The sequence below is a fragment of the Comamonas koreensis genome, from assembly GCF_014076495.1.
Lineage (GTDB): Bacteria > Pseudomonadota > Gammaproteobacteria > Burkholderiales > Burkholderiaceae_C > Comamonas > Comamonas squillarum.
The window spans coordinates 2,144,161-2,162,308 of sequence record NZ_CP043575.1 but is presented as its reverse complement, the minus strand read 5'-3'; the positions used below and the strand labels follow the sequence as shown (position 1 = coordinate 2,162,308).

15 protein-coding genes are annotated in these 18,148 nt (G+C 64.2%); 7 read left to right on the top strand and 8 right to left on the bottom strand.

Annotation, left to right across the window (positions count from 1 at the left end):
• Positions 1-66 precede the first annotated feature (66 nt).
• Both mutS and F0Q04_RS09645 read left to right on the top strand, forming a co-directional pair.
• Positions 67-2,658 (top strand): DNA mismatch repair protein MutS, encoded by a 2,592-nt coding sequence (gene mutS, locus F0Q04_RS09650; RefSeq protein ID WP_182345279.1) that lies wholly within the window; start codon positions 67-69, stop codon positions 2,656-2,658.
• Complete coding sequence (locus F0Q04_RS09645; RefSeq protein ID WP_116924966.1) at positions 2,655-3,479, top strand: proteasome-type protease; 825 nt, start codon at positions 2,655-2,657, stop codon at positions 3,477-3,479. The genes mutS and F0Q04_RS09645 overlap by 4 nt, the downstream gene beginning before the upstream one ends.
• 42 nt (positions 3,480-3,521) lie before the next feature.
• On the opposite strand, the gene F0Q04_RS09640 is transcribed toward F0Q04_RS09645, so the two are convergent.
• Entirely contained in the window at positions 3,522-4,322 is an 801-nt protein-coding gene (locus F0Q04_RS09640) for an IclR family transcriptional regulator (RefSeq protein WP_021027677.1), read from the bottom strand.
• A 197-nt stretch (positions 4,323-4,519) separates the two neighbouring features.
• Between F0Q04_RS09640 and F0Q04_RS09635 the strand changes: the two genes are divergently transcribed.
• Both F0Q04_RS09635 and F0Q04_RS09630 read left to right on the top strand, forming a co-directional pair.
• Positions 4,520-5,455, top strand: a complete 936-nt coding sequence (locus F0Q04_RS09635) for a LysR family transcriptional regulator (protein WP_182345278.1) — start codon at positions 4,520-4,522, stop codon at positions 5,453-5,455.
• 94 nt (positions 5,456-5,549) lie between these two features.
• The gene (locus F0Q04_RS09630) at positions 5,550-6,260 is read left to right on the top strand and encodes a DNA/RNA non-specific endonuclease (RefSeq protein WP_182345277.1); all 711 of its coding nucleotides are present in this window, start codon (positions 5,550-5,552) and stop codon (positions 6,258-6,260) included.
• Between the two features lie 75 nt (positions 6,261-6,335).
• On the opposite strand, the gene F0Q04_RS09625 is transcribed toward F0Q04_RS09630, so the two are convergent.
• From F0Q04_RS09625 to F0Q04_RS09615, 3 genes are all read right to left on the bottom strand, one after another.
• Positions 6,336-7,478 carry a CaiB/BaiF CoA transferase family protein gene (locus F0Q04_RS09625; protein ID WP_182345276.1) on the bottom strand — a complete coding sequence of 381 codons (1,143 nt, stop codon included), beginning with the start codon at positions 7,476-7,478 and terminating at the stop codon, positions 6,336-6,338.
• Positions 7,479-7,504: 26 nt separating this feature from the next.
• A complete protein-coding gene (locus tag F0Q04_RS09620; RefSeq protein WP_116924962.1) occupies positions 7,505-8,500 on the bottom strand; it encodes a Bug family tripartite tricarboxylate transporter substrate binding protein in 996 nt (331 codons plus the stop codon).
• A gap of 82 nt (positions 8,501-8,582) precedes the next feature.
• A complete protein-coding gene (locus F0Q04_RS09615; protein WP_116924961.1) occupies positions 8,583-10,289 on the bottom strand; it encodes an acyl-CoA dehydrogenase family protein in 1,707 nt (568 codons plus the stop codon).
• Positions 10,290-10,469: 180 nt separating this feature from the next.
• On the opposite strand from F0Q04_RS09615, the gene F0Q04_RS09610 reads away from it, so the two are divergent.
• On the top strand, positions 10,470-11,378 hold the full coding sequence (locus F0Q04_RS09610; protein WP_182345275.1) for a LysR family transcriptional regulator: 909 nt from the start codon (positions 10,470-10,472) through the stop codon (positions 11,376-11,378).
• Here F0Q04_RS09610 and F0Q04_RS09605 read toward each other — a convergent pair whose 3' ends face one another.
• Positions 11,379-12,197: a nucleotidyltransferase domain-containing protein gene (locus F0Q04_RS09605; protein WP_232539567.1), complete on the bottom strand. Its 819-nt coding sequence runs from the start codon at positions 12,195-12,197 to the stop codon at positions 11,379-11,381.
• Between the two features lie 208 nt (positions 12,198-12,405).
• On the opposite strand from F0Q04_RS09605, the gene bfr reads away from it, so the two are divergent.
• Entirely contained in the window at positions 12,406-12,870 is a 465-nt protein-coding gene (bfr, locus tag F0Q04_RS09600; protein WP_116925234.1) for a bacterioferritin, read from the top strand.
• A 442-nt stretch (positions 12,871-13,312) separates the two neighbouring features.
• On the opposite strand, the gene F0Q04_RS09595 is transcribed toward bfr, so the two are convergent.
• The gene (locus tag F0Q04_RS09595) at positions 13,313-13,990 is read right to left on the bottom strand and encodes a 7-cyano-7-deazaguanine/7-aminomethyl-7-deazaguanine transporter (protein WP_116924958.1); all 678 of its coding nucleotides are present in this window, start codon (positions 13,988-13,990) and stop codon (positions 13,313-13,315) included.
• A 269-nt stretch (positions 13,991-14,259) separates the two neighbouring features.
• Here F0Q04_RS09595 and F0Q04_RS09590 point away from each other — a divergent pair, with 269 nt between their 5' ends.
• Positions 14,260-14,553, top strand: coding sequence for a hypothetical protein (locus tag F0Q04_RS09590; protein ID WP_182345273.1), 294 nt, complete (start codon positions 14,260-14,262; stop codon positions 14,551-14,553).
• Between the two features lie 284 nt (positions 14,554-14,837).
• Here F0Q04_RS09590 and F0Q04_RS09585 read toward each other — a convergent pair whose 3' ends face one another.
• A complete protein-coding gene (locus F0Q04_RS09585; RefSeq protein WP_182345272.1) occupies positions 14,838-15,287 on the bottom strand; it encodes a hypothetical protein in 450 nt (149 codons plus the stop codon).
• 225 nt (positions 15,288-15,512) lie between these two features.
• Positions 15,513-18,098: a bifunctional aconitate hydratase 2/2-methylisocitrate dehydratase gene (gene acnB / locus F0Q04_RS09580; RefSeq protein ID WP_182345271.1), complete on the bottom strand. Its 2,586-nt coding sequence runs from the start codon at positions 18,096-18,098 to the stop codon at positions 15,513-15,515.
• Positions 18,099-18,148 lie beyond the last annotated feature (50 nt).

Here is an 18,148-nt window from a genome sequence, read left to right as displayed (position 1 = left end):
TAGATGAGTTCAAACCCAATGGAAAATCCAACGCTGACAAAAGCCGATTTTTCATCGCATACGCCCATGATGCAGCAATACCATGCTGCTAAAGTTGACCACCCCAACACCTTGCTGTTCTACCGCATGGGGGATTTTTACGAGTTGTTTTATGGCGATGCCGAGAAGGCCGCGCAGCTGCTCAATATCACCTTGACCCAGCGCGGCCAGTCGGCCGGCCAGCCGATTCCGATGGCGGGCGTGCCCTTCCATGCGCTGGAGAACTACCTGGGGCGCTTGCTCAAGCTCGGCGAATCGGTGGCGATTTGCGAGCAGGTGGGCGAAGTGGGGGCCAGCAAGGGCCCCGTCGAGCGCAAGGTGGTGCGCGTGGTCACGCCCGGCACGGTGACCGACAGCGAGCTGATGAGCGACAAGGCCGAGGCCATGCTGCTGGTGGTGCACCAGGCCCAGCGCGCCCGCTGTGGCCTGGCGTGGCTCAGCGTCACCCAGGGCAAGATTTTTCTGGCCGAGTGCACGCATGAAGAGCTGCCCGCCTGGATTGCGCGCATTGCGCCCAGCGAAGTGGCCTACAGCGCCGGTGCCTCGCAGCGCTTTGAGCAATCGCTCTACCAGCTGCGCAGCAGCGGCGTGCTGACCTGCCCGCTGGCGCTGCGCCCCGACTGGCAGTTTGACGAGAAGCTGGGCGAGCGCAAGCTGCTCGAGCAACTGGGCGCGGCCAGCCTGCAGGCCTGGAATGCGCAGACCTTGTATGCTGCCCATGCGGCCGCTGGCGCGCTGCTGACCTATGCCGAGCACACCCAGGGCCGCAACCTGCCTCATGTGCAGACCATCCATGTGGTGCGCGACGATGCACTGATCGACCTGCCTGCGACCACCCGCCGCAATCTGGAGCTGGTCAAGACCTTGCGCGGCGAGGACGGCCCGACCCTGTTCTCGCTGATCGATACCTGCCAGACCGGCATGGGCAGCCGCTTGCTCAAGAGCTGGTTGCTCGAACCCAGCCGCGACCGCAGCGATGCGCGTGCGCGCCTGGGCGCCATCGCGGTGCTGCGCGGCGACAGCGACACGCTGTCGGCAGCGCCGTGGCAGATTCTGCGCACCGAGCTCAAGGGTGTCTCCGATGTGGAGCGCATCACCGCCCGCATCGCCCTGCGCCAGGTGCGCCCGCGCGAGTTGGTAGCGCTGGGTTTGACCTTGCAAAAGGCCCAGCAGCTGGCGCGCAATGCCGCTGCGCCCGCGCCACTGCTGGGCGAGATTTTTGAAGCGCTGCAGCCGCCCTTGGAGGCGATGGAGCTGCTGATCCGTGCGATCGATCCCGAGCCCGCAGCGCTGGTGCGCGACGGCGGCGTGATTGCAAACGGTTTTGATACCGAGCTGGATGAGCTGCGCGCGATCCAGACGAATTGCGATGCCTTTTTGCTGGACCTGGAGACGCGCGAAAAAGCGCGCACCGGCATCAGCAACCTGCGCGTGCAGTTCAACAAGGTGCATGGCTTCTATATCGAGGTCACCAGCAGCCACAAGGACAAGGTGCCCGACGACTACCGCCGCCGCCAGACCTTGAAGAACGCCGAGCGCTTTATCACGCCCGAGCTCAAGACCTTCGAAGACAAGGCGCTGTCGGCCCAGGAACGCGCCTTGCAGCGCGAGAAATGGTTGTACGAGCAGGTGCTCGACCAGTTGCAGCCGCATGTCAGCGCCCTCACGCGTGTGGGCCAGGCGATTGCCTCGCTCGATGCGCTGTGTGCGCTCGCCGAGCGCTCATTGACCCTGAACTGGTGCGCGCCGCAGTTTGTGCCCGAGCCCTGCATCGACATCGATGCCGGCCGCCACCCGGTCGTGGAAGCGCGCCTGGCCGAAACCTCCAACGCTTCCTTCATCGCCAACAACACGCGGCTGTCGAGCCTGCAGCGCCTGCAGATCATCACCGGCCCCAATATGGGCGGTAAATCGACCTATATGCGCCAGGTGGCGCTGATTGCGCTGCTCGCCAGCATGGGCAGCTATGTGCCCGCCACGCGCTGCCTGCTCGGGCCCATCGACGCGATCCACACCCGCATCGGCGCGGCCGATGACCTGGCCAATGCCCAGTCCACCTTCATGCTGGAGATGACCGAGGCCGCGCAGATCCTGCACAGCGCCACCCCCAACAGCCTGGTGTTGATGGACGAGATCGGCCGGGGCACCAGCACCTTTGATGGCCTGGCGCTGGCCAGCGGCATTGCCACGCATCTGCATGACAAGACCAAGGCCCTGGCCTTGTTCGCCACCCATTACTTTGAGCTGACCGAGCTGCCGGCCAAGGCCAAACATGCGATCAACATGCATGTGGCCGCGACCGAAGCGGGCAGCGACATCGTGTTTTTGCATGAACTGCAACCGGGCCCGGCCAGCCGCAGCTATGGCGTGCAGGTGGCCAAGCTCGCGGGCATGCCCGCGCCCGTGCTCAGCCATGCCCGCCATGCACTGGCCGCGCTGGAAGCGCGCCAGCAGGCGGGCGACTCCCAGGTGGACCTGTTTGCCCAGCCGGCCTCGGCCGAGACCCCCACTCCCAGCGCCGTCGAGGCGCAATTGCGCGAGCTGCAACCCGATACGTTGACACCGCGCGACGCCCTCGATCTACTGTATTCACTCAAGCGACTCGCTGACAAGTCATGACCTATTGTGTAGCCATCAAGCTGAACGCCGGCCTGGTGTTCCTCTCCGACTCCCGCACCAATGCGGGCCTGGACCATATCAGCACCTTCCGCAAGATGATGGTGTATGAGAAGCGCGGCGAGCGCTTCATGGTGCTGCTGTCTGCCGGCAATCTGTCGATCTCGCAATCGGTGCGCGAGATATTGCAGACCCAGCAGCTCGAAGACGAGAACGGCGGCCCGCCCATCACCATCTGGAACGCCAAGAGCATGTTCGATGCCACCCGCGTGCTGGGCGCTGCCGTGCGCCATATCCAGGAGCGCGATGGCAAGGCGCTCGAGCGCGCTGGCGTCGACTTCAACTGCAGCCTGGTGTTTGGCGGCCAGATCGCTGGCGAGAGCCCGCGCCTCTTTCAGGTCTACTCGGCCGGCAACTTCATCGAGGCCACGGCCGAGACCCCCTACTTCCAGATTGGCGAGGCCAAGTATGGCAAGCCCGTTCTCGACCGCGTGCTGACGCCCAAGACCCCCCTCAATGAAGCGGCCAAATGCGCGCTCGTCTCCATGGACAGCACGCTCAAATCCAACCTGTCGGTGGGCCTGCCGCTGGACCTGGTAGTCTACGAAACCGACCAGCTCGCCTGCGACAACATCGCCTGCATCGACGAGTTCAACCAGTACTTCCGCATGGTGCGCAACACCTGGGGTGACAAGCTGCGCCAGGCCTTTGACAGCATCGACGACCCGCACTGGGACAGCGGTGATACGGCCGCATCGATCCAGCCGGACAACAGCGCCATCCGGCCGGTCAAAAAAATCACCAATTCAAATGTGATGCTCTAAAGCGGTAGTTGGTGCGGAGTGCGCCAGCCTGCGCACAAACTATCAGCCATGCACCAGATTGGGGTTTTGCGCCAGCTGCTGGGCAATCGCACGGCAGGTGCGCAGCAGCGGCTGGATATAGGCGGCCTGCACATCTTCGCGCTGGCGGAACAGCAAGGTGCTGACGCTGATGGCGGCCACGGGGCTGCCGTCCGGCCCCAGCACCGCAGCGCCAAAGCAGTAAATGCCCTCTTCATTTTCTTGCGCATCGGTGGACCAGCCGCGTTGGCGCACTGCGTCCACCTGCTGCTGCAGCGCCTGCGCATCGCCCACCGTCTGCGCCGTCAGCGGCGCATAGCTCAGCTCTGCCATCAGCGCACTGGCATCGCCGGGAGGCAGCGCGGCCAGGTAGGCCTTGCCCACGGCGGTGGAGTACAGGTTCACGCTGGTGCCAATGCGCGATGACATCTGCACGGCGCTGTCGCTCTCGAGCTTTTCGATATAGACCATGCTGTGGCCCGAGGGCACGGCGAAATGGATGGTCTCCTGCGTGGCATCGCGCAGATCACGCAACGCCTGGGTAGCGGCCATGCGCAGGCCCGAGCGGCTCCAGCTGCGGCTGGCCAGTTGTACCAGGCGCGGGCCCAGGGTCCAGCAGCGCGTGCTCCCCACTTCCACCAACATGCGCTCGGCCTGCAGCGCCGCCACAATGCGGTGCACCGTCGGGCGCGGAAAACCTGTTGCCTTGGCCATCTCGGCAATGCCCAGCGGCTCGCTGCCATCTGCCACCAGCTGCAGCACGCGCATGAACTTGGAAAACGCTGCCGTGCCGGCAACACTGCTTTCAGAAGACGAAGTAGCCATGCGCCGTAGCATACCCCAGCGCAAGAGGGTTCAGGGTCGCCAGCTGCATGCACTGCGCGCTCTCCTGCCATTCGACGCATACAGAGGCCAAAGCATTCTTCTTTTCCATAGGAATGCGGTTCCATCCCTTCAACGGTGATGCCTTCCGAATGATCAATATGGAAAATCCATAGCCAGCATCGCGGCAGACCGCTACCATGGCGCATCCCCCACGACACCGCTTCCCGCCCGCCATGCGCTTTGACCTGCAAGACCTGCGCCTTTTTGTCCATACGCTGGAGTCCGGCACCATCACCCAGGGGGCAGAGCGCTGCCATATCACCCTGGCATCGGCCAGCGAGCGCATTCGCGGCATGGAGACGGTGCTGGGCGCGCCCTTGCTCCACCGCAGCAAGCGCGGGGTCACAGCGACCGAGGCGGGGGCCGTGCTGCTGCCCCATGCCCGCCGCATGCTGCTGCAGATGGAGCAGCTCGCCGGCGACATGCAGGCCTTTGGCCAGGGCCTGGGCACGCGCATTGAGCTGCTGGCCAACACCTCAGCGATCAGCGAGCACCTGATTGCGCCGCTGGGCGCGTTTATGCAAGCCAACCCGCAGCTGCGCCTGGAGCTGCGCGAATGCACCAGCGATGCGATTGCGCGCGCGCTGATGGCCGGTGAGGCGGATATGGGCGTGCTCTCCAACGCCGTACCTGCGGGCAGCCTGCACACCCAGGTCTGGCGCGATGACCCGCTGGTGCTGCTGGGCACGACGCGCCTCTTGGCCGCCCTGCCCCAGGATGTGCAACTGCACCACCTCAAGGACATTGCGCTCCTGGGCCTGCTGCCCCAGCATGCGCTGCACCAGCTGATGGCCGCGCAGGCACTGCAGGCGGGCGTGGCGCTGCGCTACCGCGCGCTGGCCCCGCACCTCGAAGCCCTGTGCGACTGGGTCGCGATGGGCCTGGGCGCTGCGCTGGTGCCGCGCACCGCTGCCGAATGCGCCACCCTGCGCTGGCCCCAGGCCCGGCTGCGCCTGCAGCCGCTGAGCGCCGACTGGGCCGCACGCCAGCTGGTGCTGGCCTGCCGCGACCCCGCCCAGCTGCCGCCCCACGCGCTGCAGCTATGGACCTTTCTGCAGGAAGCGGCCCACTAGGCATTGCAGCGAGCGCCATCCACGGCCCGCATAGCCGACGGCCTGCCCGGCCTTTGTCCCCGGCGGGCCCATCTTGTGCAACACTTGCGCGCTTATGTTTTCCCGCCTCTCTGTTTACTTGGCGCCAGCGCTGCTGTGCGCCGCCGCCCCTGCCCTGGCTGCAGGCTTTGATGACTGCCCGCAGTTCTTCTCGGGCAAGCCGCCCAGCACCAGTGCCTACGGCCAATTGCGTCCTTTGTGTTTTGAAGAGTTTGCCGTGCTGCATTCGGGCCAGACCAAGACGCCGATCTTTGTGGCCCAGCGCCTGAACGCCCGCATGCTGGACCAGGCCAAGGACTTGAAGCGCAGCGACAAGTTCTACGAAGAAGCCCGTCTGCCCGCGCGCGAACGCGCGCAGTTGTCGGACTACCGGCGCTCGGGCCTCAGCCGTGGCCATATGGCTGCGGCCGGTGACATGAGCACCAAGTTCGGCAAGGCCCAAAGCTATTCGCTGGCGAATATGGTGCCGCAGGACCCGACGCAAAACGGCAAGCCCTGGTCGCAGATCGAGCAGGACACGCGCCGCTATATCCGCCGCGCCAAGGGCGATGTCTTTGTCATCACTGGCCCGGTTTTTGGCAAGCAACACCGCACCATCGGTGACGGCCAGGTCTGGGTGCCCGATGCCGTGTTCAAGATGGTCTACGACCCAGCGACCGGCCAGCGCTGGGTGCATCTGCAGGACAACCAGCCATCGGCCAAGGCGGGCAAGCCCCTCAGCTACGCGGAGTTTGTGCAGCGCACGGGCATTCGCCTGCTGGACTGAGCACAGTCCCTGGCTCAGAAAAAAGGCCCATGCTGCAATGCGCAGACATGGGCCTTCGCGGGTGAATGGTGCGGCTCAGTGGTCGTTGGCCGCATCCAAAAACGCCGTGCCTTCGCTCAGCGGCGCAAAGCGGTAGGACGCGGGCGTGCGGCTGAGCTTGACCGGGGCGCCCAGGCCGGTGTAGTCGCCCATCTTCACGACCATCTCGCGGTGCGCGGTATGCGGGGCTTGCAAGGCCTGCTCCACATTCAGCACCGGCGCGGCAGGCACGCCAATGGCCATCAGGTCTTGGGCCAGTTGCACGCCGTCATGCGCGGCAAAGGCTTTTTCAAGCAGCGGCTTGAGCACATCGCGGTTGACCGAGCGCTGGCCGGCCGTGGCAAAGCGCGTGTCATCGGCCAGGGCCTCCTGCCCCAGGTGCTGGCACATCAGGCGGAACTGGCGGTCATTGCCCACGGCCAGAAAGATTGGCGCCTTGCCGGTGTTCACCACATCGTAGGGGTAGATATTGGGGTGGGCATTGCCGGAGCGGCCGGGGATCTTGCCGTTCATGAACCAGTTGGCGGCATGCGGGTGCAAGAGCGAGATGCCCGCGTCGTACAGCGAGGCATCGACCAGCTGGCCCAGGCCGCTGCGGCCGCGCTCGTGCAGCGCCAGCAGCACGCCAATGACGGCATTGAGGCCGGTGACCATGTCGACCACCGGCAGGCCCACACGCAGCGGGTCGCGGTCGGCCTCGCCATTGATGCTCATCAGCCCGGCCATGGCCTGAATGGCCGCGTCATAACCGGGCAGGCTGCCCAGCGGGCCATCGGCGCCAAAGCCGGTGACGCGGCACCAGACCAGGTGCGGAAACTGCTGCTGCATCTGCTCGTAGCCAATGCCCCATTTCTCCATCGTGCCGGTCTTGAAGTTCTCGACCACCACATCGGCCTGCGCCATCAAAGCGCGCACCTGGGCCTGGCCTTCGGCACTCGCCAAGTCCATGAACTGCACGCGCTTGTTGCGGTTCAGCCCCAGGTAGTACGAGGCCACGCCTTCGCGAAACGGCGGGCCCCAGCTGCGCGTATCGTCGCCTTGCGGCGGCTCGACCTTGAGCACATCGGCGCCATGGTCGCCCAGGATCTGGCCGCACAGCGGCCCGCCCAGAATGCGCGAGAGATCGAGCACCTTGATGCCCTGCAAAGCGCCTGCTTGGGCCGCCTGTGTTGTTGTCATGGTCCGTTTTTCCGTTTTCCGTTGTATCAGTCCAGCGTCACACCCGACTGCTGCACCACTGCCTGCCATTTGTCTACTTCAGTACCGATAAAGCGCCCCAGATAGGCGGGCGACCGGTCCGGTGATGCCTCCAGGCCCTGCGCGGCAAAGGCCTTTTTCACACTGTCCGAATCCAGCGCCTTGGAGAAGGCTTGGTTGAGCACCTGCACACGCTCGGGCGGCGTGCCCTTGGGGGCGACGACACCGAAGAAAACACCCACGTCATACCCGGCCATGCCCTGCTCGGCCACGGTGGGAATGTCGGGCAAGGCGCTGGAGCGGCGCGCGGTGGCTACGCCCAGCGGTTTGACCTTGCCTGCCTTGATATAGGGCATGGCCGTCAGGATATCGGTAAAGCTCATGTCGACCTGTCCCGCCAGCAAATCATTGAGCGCCGGGCCCGTGCCCTTGTAGGGAATGTGCTGCAGCTTGGTGCCCGCCAGGTTGTTGAACATGACCCCGGCCAGGTGCGACGAAGCGCCATTGCCCGATGACGCGAAATTGAGCTTGCCGGGCTGGGCCTTGTCCAGCGCGATCAGGCCCTGCACGTTGTCGGCTGGCAGGCTGGCCTTCACCACCAGGATATTGGGCAGGTAGCCCACATAGATGATGGGCGCGTAGCTGGTGCGCGGGTCGTAGCTGATCGACTTGTACAAGCTCTTGTTGATCGCCAGCGGCCCCGAGGTGCCGAACATGATGGTGTAGCCATCGGGCTTGGCGCGCGCCACATACTCGGCGCCGATATTGCCGCCTGCGCCCGCGCGGTTCTCCACCACTACGCTCTGGCCCAGCTCGCGCGTCAGCTCGGTCGCCAGAATGCGGGCCATCGCATCGGTGGGGCCGCCCGGTGGGAAGGGTACGGTGAACATGATCGGGCGGTCGGGGAATTTGTCAGCGGCTTGCGCCGAGGCGATGCCCACGCCACCCAGCCCGGCCAGGCATGCGAGGGCGAGCGCCGCCGTGTTCAAGGAAAATTTTTGCATGTTTGTCTCCATGTATTGAGGGATGCAGGTCTGCTGCCTGCGTATTGATGGGGGTGTCTCTGCCGGTCTGCGTATCTGTTATTCAGTCCAGCCAATCGGCGGGAATGGCGTCGCTCGCCAACGGGTCGCGCGGCAACACGCGGTGCAGCAGCACCAGTTGCGACAGACGCAGGCGCTCGGCCGAGTCGATCTGGCCGGCTTCCCAGGCCATCGCAATGGCGGTGGTGCAGTTGTACAGACCGGTGGCAGCCTGGCGGGCCAGCACCGCGCCGCCGTCTTGCGCGGCACGCTCGGCCAGCGCGCTGGCGCGGGCCAGAGCGGCATCCAGCGTCTGGCGGTAGCCTGCGCTGATGCTGCAATGCGCCAGCAGGCCGTGCAGATAGGCCTGCAGCACCGGCAGCGAGCCTTCCCGCTGGATGGCGCGCACGACATCGAGCGCGACAATATTGCTGGTGCCTTCCCAGATGGAGCCCAGGTGGGCATCGCGCACCAGGCGCGGGTCCGTCCATTCCTCGATGTAGCCGCAGCCGCCGCGCACTTCCATCGCGTCACCTGTGACCTTGCGCGCATCGCGGCAGGCGCGGAACTTGATCATCGGCGTCAGGATGCGCAGCAGCGCATAGGCCTCCTTGTCGCCCGCGTCCGAGCGCATCAGGGTCTGCGCGGTCTGGAACACCATGGAGCGCGCCTGCTCGGCGGGCACGCGCAGCTTGTCGAGCTGGCGCTGCATCAGCGGCATGTCCTGCAGGCGCTTGCCAAAGGCCACGCGCTCGCTGGCGACAAACTCGGCCTCGGCGACCGCGCGGCGCATCATGCCGGCCGAGCGCACACCATTGGACAGGCGCGAGTTGTTGACCATGTCGGCCATCTGCACAAAGCCCCGGCCCTGCTCGCCGATCAGGTAGGCCGTGGCGCCTTCCATGCGGATCTCGCCGCTGGCCATCGACTTGGTGCCCAGCTTGTCCTTGAGGCGAATGATGCGGTAGTGGTTCTGGCTGCCGTCATCGAGCTTGCGCGGCAGCAAAAAGAGCGAGATGCCCTTCATGCCAGCGGGCGCGCCTTCGACACGGGCCAGCACCATCGCAAACTCGGCATCAGGGTTGGAGCAGAACCATTTGTCACCCGTCACGCGCCAGCTGCCATCGGCCTGCGGTTGGGCCAGGGTCTGGGTGTTGGAGATGTCGGAGCCGGCGGCCTGCTCGGTCATGAACATGGCGCCCTGGGCCTGGCTGTCCCAGTCCAGCGACAGCAGCTGCGGCAGGTACTTGGCGACCAGCTCCGGCGCGCCGAACTTCTTCAAGGTGCGCGTGAGCGAATCGGTCATCGACAAGGGGCAGCACAGGCCAAACTCGGACTGCACAAACAGATAGGTCAGCGCATATTTGACGATGGGCGGCATCTTGCCCTGCCAGCCCAGCATGTCGTCGCGGTGCGAGATCGCCTGCAGGCCGAACTCGCCATAGGCAATGCGTTCGAGCTCTTCATAGGCCGGGTGCTTGATGATGCGCTGGCGGTCTTCCCCGGCGCGGCTGCGGTGCTCCAGCGTGGGCGGGTTCTTGTCGGCAATGCTGGCCAGCTCATCGATGCGGCCGCCTGCGAGCTCGCCCATGCGCTGCAGATAGGGCTGCAGATGGGCCAGCAGATCGGCGGGCAGGTAGAGCTGCAAGAGCTGCTGCAAAGCCGGGTCGGTGCTGTAGAAATTGCTGCCGTGGCGATCGGGCACGGGGTGGGCATGGGCTTGCGCCACCTGCGCCATGGCGCTGCGCTGGGATGGGTCCGGTGCGGACATGCGGGTCTCCTGATGGCGGGCTGGCGGCGATGCTCTGCCGGCTCGCATGGTTAGGCGTGTTTTGTGCGCGGGTTCGCGCTCGGGTCGCGAGGTTTTGCGCCATTTCAGCAGCCAGCGCTATTCGCGTCAAATATTATTAAAATCTTTATCGATACGTATTAAATATAGATAGGAGCCCCCATGGAGCTGCGGCTGCTGAACTACTTTGCAACGCTGGCCGAAGAGCTGCACTTCAGCCGGGCGGCCCAGCGCCTGTCCATCTCGCAGCCGCCGCTGTCGGTCGCCATCCGCCAGCTGGAAGAAGAAATTGGCGCTGCGCTGTTTGAGCGCAGCAGCAAGGGCGTGCGCCTGACCGCTGCCGGCGCCCACCTGCTGCCACGCGCGCGCCAACTGTTGGCGCTGGCCGGGCAGGCGGCGCAGGAGACGCGCGATGTCGGCCAGGGCGTGCGCGGCCATCTGCGCCTGGGCTTTGTCGGCTCGGCGCTCTACCGGGGCGTGCCCCAGGCTTTGGCCCATTTTCAGAACGCGCATCCGCAGGTGCGCATCGACATGCGCGAGCTCAACAGCGCCGAGCAGCTGCTGGGCCTGCAGCAGGCCGAGCTGGACATGGGCCTGGTGCATCCGGTGATGCTGCCCGAAGGCCTGCGCAGCCAGCTGCTGATGCAAGAGCCCTTTGTGGCCTGCCTGCCGCGCCCGCATGCGCTGGCGGGCCATGCCGCGCTCGATCTGGCGCAGCTCAAGCACGAGCGCCTGGTGCTGTTCTCCAGCGCTGTCTCGCCGCTCTACCACCAGCGCATCTACCAGATGTGCATGGCCCATGGCTTTGCGCCCGAGGTGCGGCATGAGGTGCGGCACTGGTTGTCGGTGCTGTCGCTCGTATCGCTGGGCCAGGGCGCGGCCATTGTGCCCGCCGCGCTGCAGCGCGTGGGCATGCCCAATGTGGTGTTTATTCCGCTCTTGGGCGAGCAGCCGCAGTCCGAGCTGCTGGCGGTCTGGCGCAGCCAGCCAGACAACCCGCTGGTGCACAAGCTGCTGCTCAGCCTGCAATCCGCCGTGCAGGCCGTGCAAGCCCCTGACCCAGGCGCCTGATCAACCCGTGTGGCCGCTCAGCACGGTGCGCAGCAGCAAATCATCGAGCGGCGCAAAGTCCACGCTCGGTGTCTGCGGCGCGGGGGCGGCTTCCAGCTGCGCCAAGGTCGTCTCGATAAAGGCATTGAGCACCGGCATCGCGGCACCATGCTCGGATTCCTTGGCCGCGCGCTTGACCACCAGCAGCGCCGCAATCGCGTCAAGCACGGCCGGGTCAGCGACCGTGCCATCGACCAGATCCTGAAAGCGCATCGGTGCCACGCCCCGGCCCTCGGCCAGCCACAGGCAGGCCAGCAGCGGGCGCAGCACATAGAGGTATTTCTTGAGCCGCACCGTCTCGCCCTGCAGGTACTCGCGGTAGTTTTTGCGCGCCATGTGCAGGTAGTGGTAGTGCGTGCGCTCGGGTAGGTGCACGCGCTCGATGGCGGCGCGCATGTCGGCCACAAACAGCGGATCGGCCTGGTAGACCACGGGAGAATCAAACCATTCAATCAAGGTGGCATTGCCCTTTTTGAGCAGGCCCAGCGCCTTGCGCAGCTCCCAGCCATTGACATCGAAGACATCGGAGATAGGCAGCTCGATCACATCGCGCTGCTCGCTCACGCTCAGGTACCAGGGCAGGCGCGGTGCATAGATAAAGCGCACATCGTAGTCACTGTCGGGCGATGCAAAGCCCCAGCCCCGGCTGCCGGACTCGCAGGCAAACAGAATGCGCACCTGGTGCTCGATCTCGATCTGCGCCAGCTTGGCTTCGATGTCGGCGCGCACTGCCGGGTCGATGGGGTGCACTTGCTCTTGCCAGGCTTCGGATGGGTTCACGCTCGCTCCCTTCAAAACCGTTGATCTTGCCAGAACCGGTGCGACCCAGCCCTGACCCGAGCCGCACTGGCTGCATAGGCAATGCGAATGCATCTGCTTACAGCCCGCATCCAGAGCGGTGCTACATGGGCATTTGGCTGCTTTCGCAACCAAGCGCACGCAGACACGCGATACTGCAGGCTTCGCAAACTCACCCGAGAACAAGAACATGCAAGGCCATCCCGACGTCGTCGACTACCTCAAGGACCTGCTGCGTGGCGAATTGGCCGCACGCGACCAGTACTTTGCCCACTCGCGCATTTACGAAGACCAGGGCTTTACCAAGCTGTTCACCCGCCTGGACCATGAGATGCAGGAAGAGACCCAGCATGCCGACGCACTGCTGCGCCGCATCCTGATGCTGGGCGGCCGCCCCGATATGCGCCCCAAGGAATTCACGCCCGGCGCGACCGTGCCCGAGATGCTGCAAAAGGACTTGGACACCGAATACGAAGTGCGTGCCGGCCTGCGCCAGGGCATGGAACTGTGCGAGAAGCACAGCGACTATGTGAGCCGCGACATTCTGCTGGCCCAGCTGCGCGACACCGAAGAAGACCATGCCTACTGGCTGGAAAAGCAACTCGGCCTGATCCATATGATGGGCCTGCCCAACTACCTGCAAAGCCAGACCTGATTGGTACGGCGCCGTGCGCCACCAAAGCGCACCGCCCCATGCATAAGGCCGCCAGATTTGATTCTGGCGGCCTTTGTTATTGCGGCATGTAGCTTAGAACCTGTTCAAAGTCTCCTCGCGCCGCGACAGTGTCTTTGCGAGATGGGATGCGAGGGGGGCGCCCAGCCGCGCAATACCGCAGCAATAGCCCGGCTATTGCGAGGATTTGCAACGACGCAGACCGCTCCCTAGCCGGGCGCCCCTTCCCGGGCAGCGCAAAGCCACTGTCCCTGCGGGTTGGAGTGAAATCGGGCGATTTCTGCGCGCTGGCCCTTGCTTGCACCCAGGTGCAAGCTACGTTCCATCCCTTCGAACTCATCCCGATTGCACTCCAACGCGGCTGCGTAGAGACTTTGAACAGGTTCTTAGAGCCCCCTCAGGCGCTGGCACCTGCCAAAGGCTCTCAGGATGCCGCAGCAGGCGCCGCCGGCATGCGCATCGAGCGCACCAGCGCGGCCAGCACCACGCCATAGGCGGGCACAAACAGCAGCAGGCTCACCGCCAGCTTGATCACATAGTCCACCAGTGCGATCTCCACCCAGTTGGCGGCCATGAAGGGGTCGGCACTGCGCCAGAAGGCGATGGAGAAAAAGGCAGCAGTATCGAGCGCCTGGCCAAACACCGAGGCGGCAGCGGGTGCCATCCACCAGGCGTGGCTCTTTTGGCGAATGCGGTCAAACACCTGGATGTCGAGCAACTGCCCCAGCACATAGGCAGCAAAGCTGGCCAGCGCAATGCGGAAGACAAAACTGTTGAAGGTCTGCAGCGCCTCCCAGCCGTTGAAGCGCCCTTCATGGAAGATGACGCCAACGATATAGGACACCAGCAGCGCAGGCAGCATGGCGCGGGTGATGACGCGGCGCGCCTCGGCCTTGCCGATCAGACGCACGGTCAGGTCGGTGGCCAGGAAGATAAAGGGAAAGCTGAAAGCCCCCCAGGTGCTGTGAAAACCCAACAGCGAGATGGGCAGCTGCACCAGGTAGTTGCTGGCAATGACGATGGCGATATGGAAGGCCACCAGCAAGGAGAGATAGAAGGGCACGCGCGAGACAGGGGTCTGCACGGCATGAGCGGAGTTCATGACATTCCTTTTTGGTCAATGGGGGCGAGGGAACCCATGGCTACGAAAAGTGGCCCAGGAACAATGCGGCGTTCCCAGGCACAAGGGGCCCGTATTGTATACGCGCTGCGCAAACCCGGGTGGCCACTGGGCCCAAGGCCGCCCCACCCGCTTTGCCAGCGCAGCGCAGCCGACACACACATTCAATGACTATCGCGATAAAAAAACTGTACAAATAAACAGTTAGCAGGGATACTAGACACTGTTTATTTAAACAGTCACCCTAATCTATGGAAGTCTCTACCCCGATCGCCATCAGCCTGCAGGATTGCCACGGCATTGATCCCGCCCTCAAGCACCGCGCAGAAGCGCGCTTTGCCAGAGAGATCGGCAAGTTTTTCCCCGATCAACAAGACATGCTCGAAGCCCTGAGTGCATTTACCGATGCCGCCGAAGGCGGTGAGATCTCCGCCCAGCAAGAGGTGCTGGCACGCGCCTGGCTCAAGGCCTTTGACAAGGCGCGGCAGGCGGGCTTTCAGGGGATTGGCGTGGAAGAGGCGTACTTCGACGTGCGCCTGGGCTAGGGACCCTCTGCAAAACTCCCTGCCGTGGTCTGAACGCGGTCTCGGGCGATCCGCTGCGTTGCCTTCCTCGGCAATAGCTACGGCTATTGCCTTCAAAAGACGCCTTGCGTCTCATCCCGATCCGCGCCCATCCCGCTTGGCGAGGGTTCTGCAGAGGATCCTTTGGCGACACGGCCCTGGCGGCCTGGGCAGCCTGGCTTTACAGGCTGCTGCAAGGCTTCAGATTGGTTAGCCCCACAAAGGCTGGACGTTTGGAGTTTGAGCGCCCTGCCCGCTCCGCTCTATCAGCGCGCGCAGCTGAGCGATTCGCGCCAGCTGGGCTCCGTCACCATGCGCTTTTGCGACTGCAAGGTATCGCGGCAGAGGTTTTCCAGGGTGCTGCGGTTGCCCGGGTCATTCCAGTCCCAGGGGCTGGTGCCGGCAAAGGCCAGCGCTTGCTGCGCGCGCGGGCTTTGGCTGCGCACGTCCTGCTCGATGCCCTGGTGCGCGGCCAGAAAATCGGCGCTGCTCTGGGCAATGTCTTCGGGCAGCAAGAAGCCCGCGCTTTCGCAGCGCTGCACCTGGTACCAGTTGTCCAGCGCATACATCACCGCGCCGTCGCAAGGCGTCGCCTGCGCAGTTGTCACCTCGGCAGAGGCTGCGCTGTCCGTGGCGCCACTCTGCACCTGCGCCAGGCTGGCACTGGCCATCACACCAGGCACCATCAGCGCCACCACATATTTCCACATCGTCATCGGACTCATTTCTCCAGTCGGGCATTTCAAAACTTGGGCGCGCAAACCTGGCGCAGCCAGGCCCGCGGGCGCACAGGCGCCAGCCTGCGGCCAGCGAACATTGTGCATACCTCAGTTTTTTCTGCACGACGCAGCATGCATACCCCACGCAAATGGCGTAAAAAAACCCGCCGAAGCGGGTTGCAAGGGCAGAGGCTGCAAACCCCTGCACGCAGGCCAAAAGGCTTAGATCTTCTCGGCAACCTCGGCGTATTCCGAGATTTCGTTGAAGTTCATGTAGCGGTAGACGGAGGCCTTGTCGGCATCGATCACGCCCATTTCCTGGAGGTACTCTTCTTTGGTGGGCAGCTTGCCGATGCGCGATGCGATCGCGGCCAGCTCGGCCGAGCCCAGGAACACATTGGTGTTCTTGCCCAGGCGGTTGGGGAAGTTGCGGGTCGAGGTCGAGATGACCGTCGCGCCTTCGCGCACCTGGGCCTGGTTGCCCATGCACAGCGAGCAGCCGGGCATTTCGGTGCGGGCACCGGCGGTACCAAAGGCAGCGTAATGGCCTTCCTTGATCAGCTCGCTCTGGTCCATCTTGGTAGGTGGTGCCACCCACAGCTTGACGGGGATGTCACGCTGGCCGCCCAGCAGCTTGGCTGCAGCGCGGAAGTGGCCGATGTTGGTCATGCACGAGCCGATGAAGGCTTCATCGATCTTGGTGCCGGCCACCTCGGACAGGAACTTGGCGTCGTCCGGGTCGTTGGGGCAGCAAACGATAGGCTCCTTGATGTCGGCCAGGTCGATCTCGATAATGTGCGCGTATTCGGCATCCTTGTCGGCTTCGAGCAGATCGGGCTTGGCCAGCCAGGCTTCAACCTTCTCGATACGGCGCTGCAGCGTCTTGGCATCGGCATAACCGTCGGCGATCATGTTCTTCATCAGAACCACGTTCGAGGTCAGGTATTCCTTGATCGGCTCGGGGTTGAGCTTGATCGTGCAGCCAGCGGCAGAGCGCTCGGCGGACGCGTCGGACAGCTCGAACGCTTGCTCGACCTTCAGGTCTGGCAGGCCTTCGATCTCCAGGATGCGGCCGGAGAACTCGTTGATCTTGCCGGCCTTGGCGACGGTCAGCAGACCGGCCTTGATCGCGTACAGCGGAATCGCGTGCACCAGATCGCGCAGGGTCACGCCCGGCTGCATTTCGCCCTTGAAGCGCACCAGCACCGATTCAGGCATGTCCAGAGGCATCACGCCGGTGGCAGCACCGAAGGCCACCAGGCCCGAGCCTGCGGGGAAGGAAATGCCGATAGGGAAACGGGTGTGCGAGTCACCGCCGGTACCCACGGTATCAGGCAGCAGCAGGCGGTTGAGCCAGCTGTGGATCACGCCGTCACCAGGACGCAGGGCCACGCCACCACGATTGCTGATGAAGTTGGGCAGTTCGCGGTGGGTCTTGACGTCCACGGGCTTGGGGTAGGCGGCCGTGTGGCAGAAGGACTGCATCACCATGTCGGCGGAGAAGCCCAGGCAAGCGAGGTCCTTGAGCTCATCGCGGGTCATCGGGCCCGTGGTGTCTTGCGAGCCCACGGTGGTCATGCGCGGTTCGCAGTAGGTGCCTGGGCGCACGCCCTGGCCTTCTGGCAGACCGACAGCGCGGCCGACCATCTTCTGCGCCAAGGTGAAGCCGGCCTTGGATTCGGCAGGCGCCTGGGGCAGGCGGAACACGGTCGATGCGGGCAGGCCCAGCGCTTCGCGGGCCTTGGCGGTCAGCGAGCGGCCAATGATCAGGTTGATACGGCCGCCGGCGCGCACTTCGTCAAACAGCACATCGCTCTTGAGCTGGAACTCGGCAACGGTCTCACCGTTCTTGAGGATCTTGCCGTCGTAGGGCAGCACGTCGATCACGTCGCCCATCTCCAGCTTGGAGACGTCCACTTCAATCGGCAGCGAGCCCGAGTCTTCCTGGGTGTTGAAGAAGATCGGAGCGATCTTGCCGCCCAGGGTCACACCACCAAAGCGCTTGTTGGGCACAAAGGGAATGTCCTGGCCGGTGGCCCAGACGATGGAGTTGGTTGCCGACTTGCGCGAAGAACCGGTGCCGACCACGTCGCCGACGTAGGCCACCAGGTGGCCCTTTTTCTTCAGGTCGTCGATGAACTGCATCGGGCCGCGCTTGCCGTCTTCTTCAGGCTTAAAGGCCGCGTCAGGACGCGTGTTCTTCAGCATCGCGAGGTAGTGCAGAGGAATGTCGGGGCGGCTCCAGGCGTCTGGCGCAGGCGACAGGTCGTCGGTGTTGGTCTCGCCGGGCACCTTGAACACGGTGACGGTGATCTTCTTGTCGACTGCGGGGCGCGAGGTGAACCACTCGGCGTCGGCCCAGCTTTGCATCACTTCCTTGGCCTTGGCATTGCCGGCCTTGGCCTTGTCTGCGACGTCATTGAAGAAGTCGAACATCAACAGCGTCTTCTTGAGCGCATCGGCAGCCACGGCGGCCACTTCTGCGTCATCGAGCAGCTCAATGAGCGGATGCACGTTGTAACCACCCACCATGGTGCCCAGCAGCTCGGTGGCCTTGGCCTTGGAGATCAGCGCCACTTTCAGGTCGCCATGTGCCACGGCTGCCAGGAAGGAAGCCTTGACCTTGGCGGCATCGTCCACGCCTGGCGGCACGCGGTGGGTCAGCAGATCGAGCAGAAATGCTTCTTCACCGGCAGGCGGGTTCTTGATCAGCTCGATCAAGTCAGCGACCTGCTTGGCATCCAGCGGCAGTGGGGGGATGCCCAGAGCGGCACGCTCAGTCACATGGTCGCGGTAGGCTTTCAACATACGTTCTCCGGTTCTCTATTTCAATGGTGGGGCGCTCGCAAGGCCTCGGG

Excerpts from the sequence above, each read along its gene's own strand:
- mutS (WP_182345279.1), top strand. The coding sequence starts at position 67 with ATGATGCAGCAATACCATGCTGCTAAAGTTGACCACCCCAACACCTTG.
- F0Q04_RS09645 (WP_116924966.1), top strand. The coding sequence starts at position 2,655 with ATGACCTATTGTGTAGCCATCAAGCTGAACGCCGGCCTGGTGTTCCTC.
- F0Q04_RS09640 (WP_021027677.1), bottom strand. The coding sequence starts at position 4,322 with ATGGCTACTTCGTCTTCTGAAAGCAGTGTTGCCGGCACGGCAGCGTTT.
- F0Q04_RS09635 (WP_182345278.1), top strand. The coding sequence starts at position 4,520 with ATGGCGCATCCCCCACGACACCGCTTCCCGCCCGCCATGCGCTTTGAC.
- F0Q04_RS09630 (WP_182345277.1), top strand. The coding sequence starts at position 5,550 with ATGTTTTCCCGCCTCTCTGTTTACTTGGCGCCAGCGCTGCTGTGCGCC.
- F0Q04_RS09625 (WP_182345276.1), bottom strand. The coding sequence starts at position 7,478 with ATGACAACAACACAGGCGGCCCAAGCAGGCGCTTTGCAGGGCATCAAG.
- F0Q04_RS09620 (WP_116924962.1), bottom strand. The coding sequence starts at position 8,500 with ATGCAAAAATTTTCCTTGAACACGGCGGCGCTCGCCCTCGCATGCCTG.
- F0Q04_RS09615 (WP_116924961.1), bottom strand. The coding sequence starts at position 10,289 with ATGTCCGCACCGGACCCATCCCAGCGCAGCGCCATGGCGCAGGTGGCG.
- F0Q04_RS09610 (WP_182345275.1), top strand. The coding sequence starts at position 10,470 with ATGGAGCTGCGGCTGCTGAACTACTTTGCAACGCTGGCCGAAGAGCTG.
- bfr (WP_116925234.1), top strand. The coding sequence starts at position 12,406 with ATGCAAGGCCATCCCGACGTCGTCGACTACCTCAAGGACCTGCTGCGT.
- F0Q04_RS09595 (WP_116924958.1), bottom strand. The coding sequence starts at position 13,990 with ATGAACTCCGCTCATGCCGTGCAGACCCCTGTCTCGCGCGTGCCCTTC.
- F0Q04_RS09590 (WP_182345273.1), top strand. The coding sequence starts at position 14,260 with ATGGAAGTCTCTACCCCGATCGCCATCAGCCTGCAGGATTGCCACGGC.
- F0Q04_RS09585 (WP_182345272.1), bottom strand. The coding sequence starts at position 15,287 with ATGACGATGTGGAAATATGTGGTGGCGCTGATGGTGCCTGGTGTGATG.
- acnB (WP_182345271.1), bottom strand. The coding sequence starts at position 18,098 with ATGTTGAAAGCCTACCGCGACCATGTGACTGAGCGTGCCGCTCTGGGC.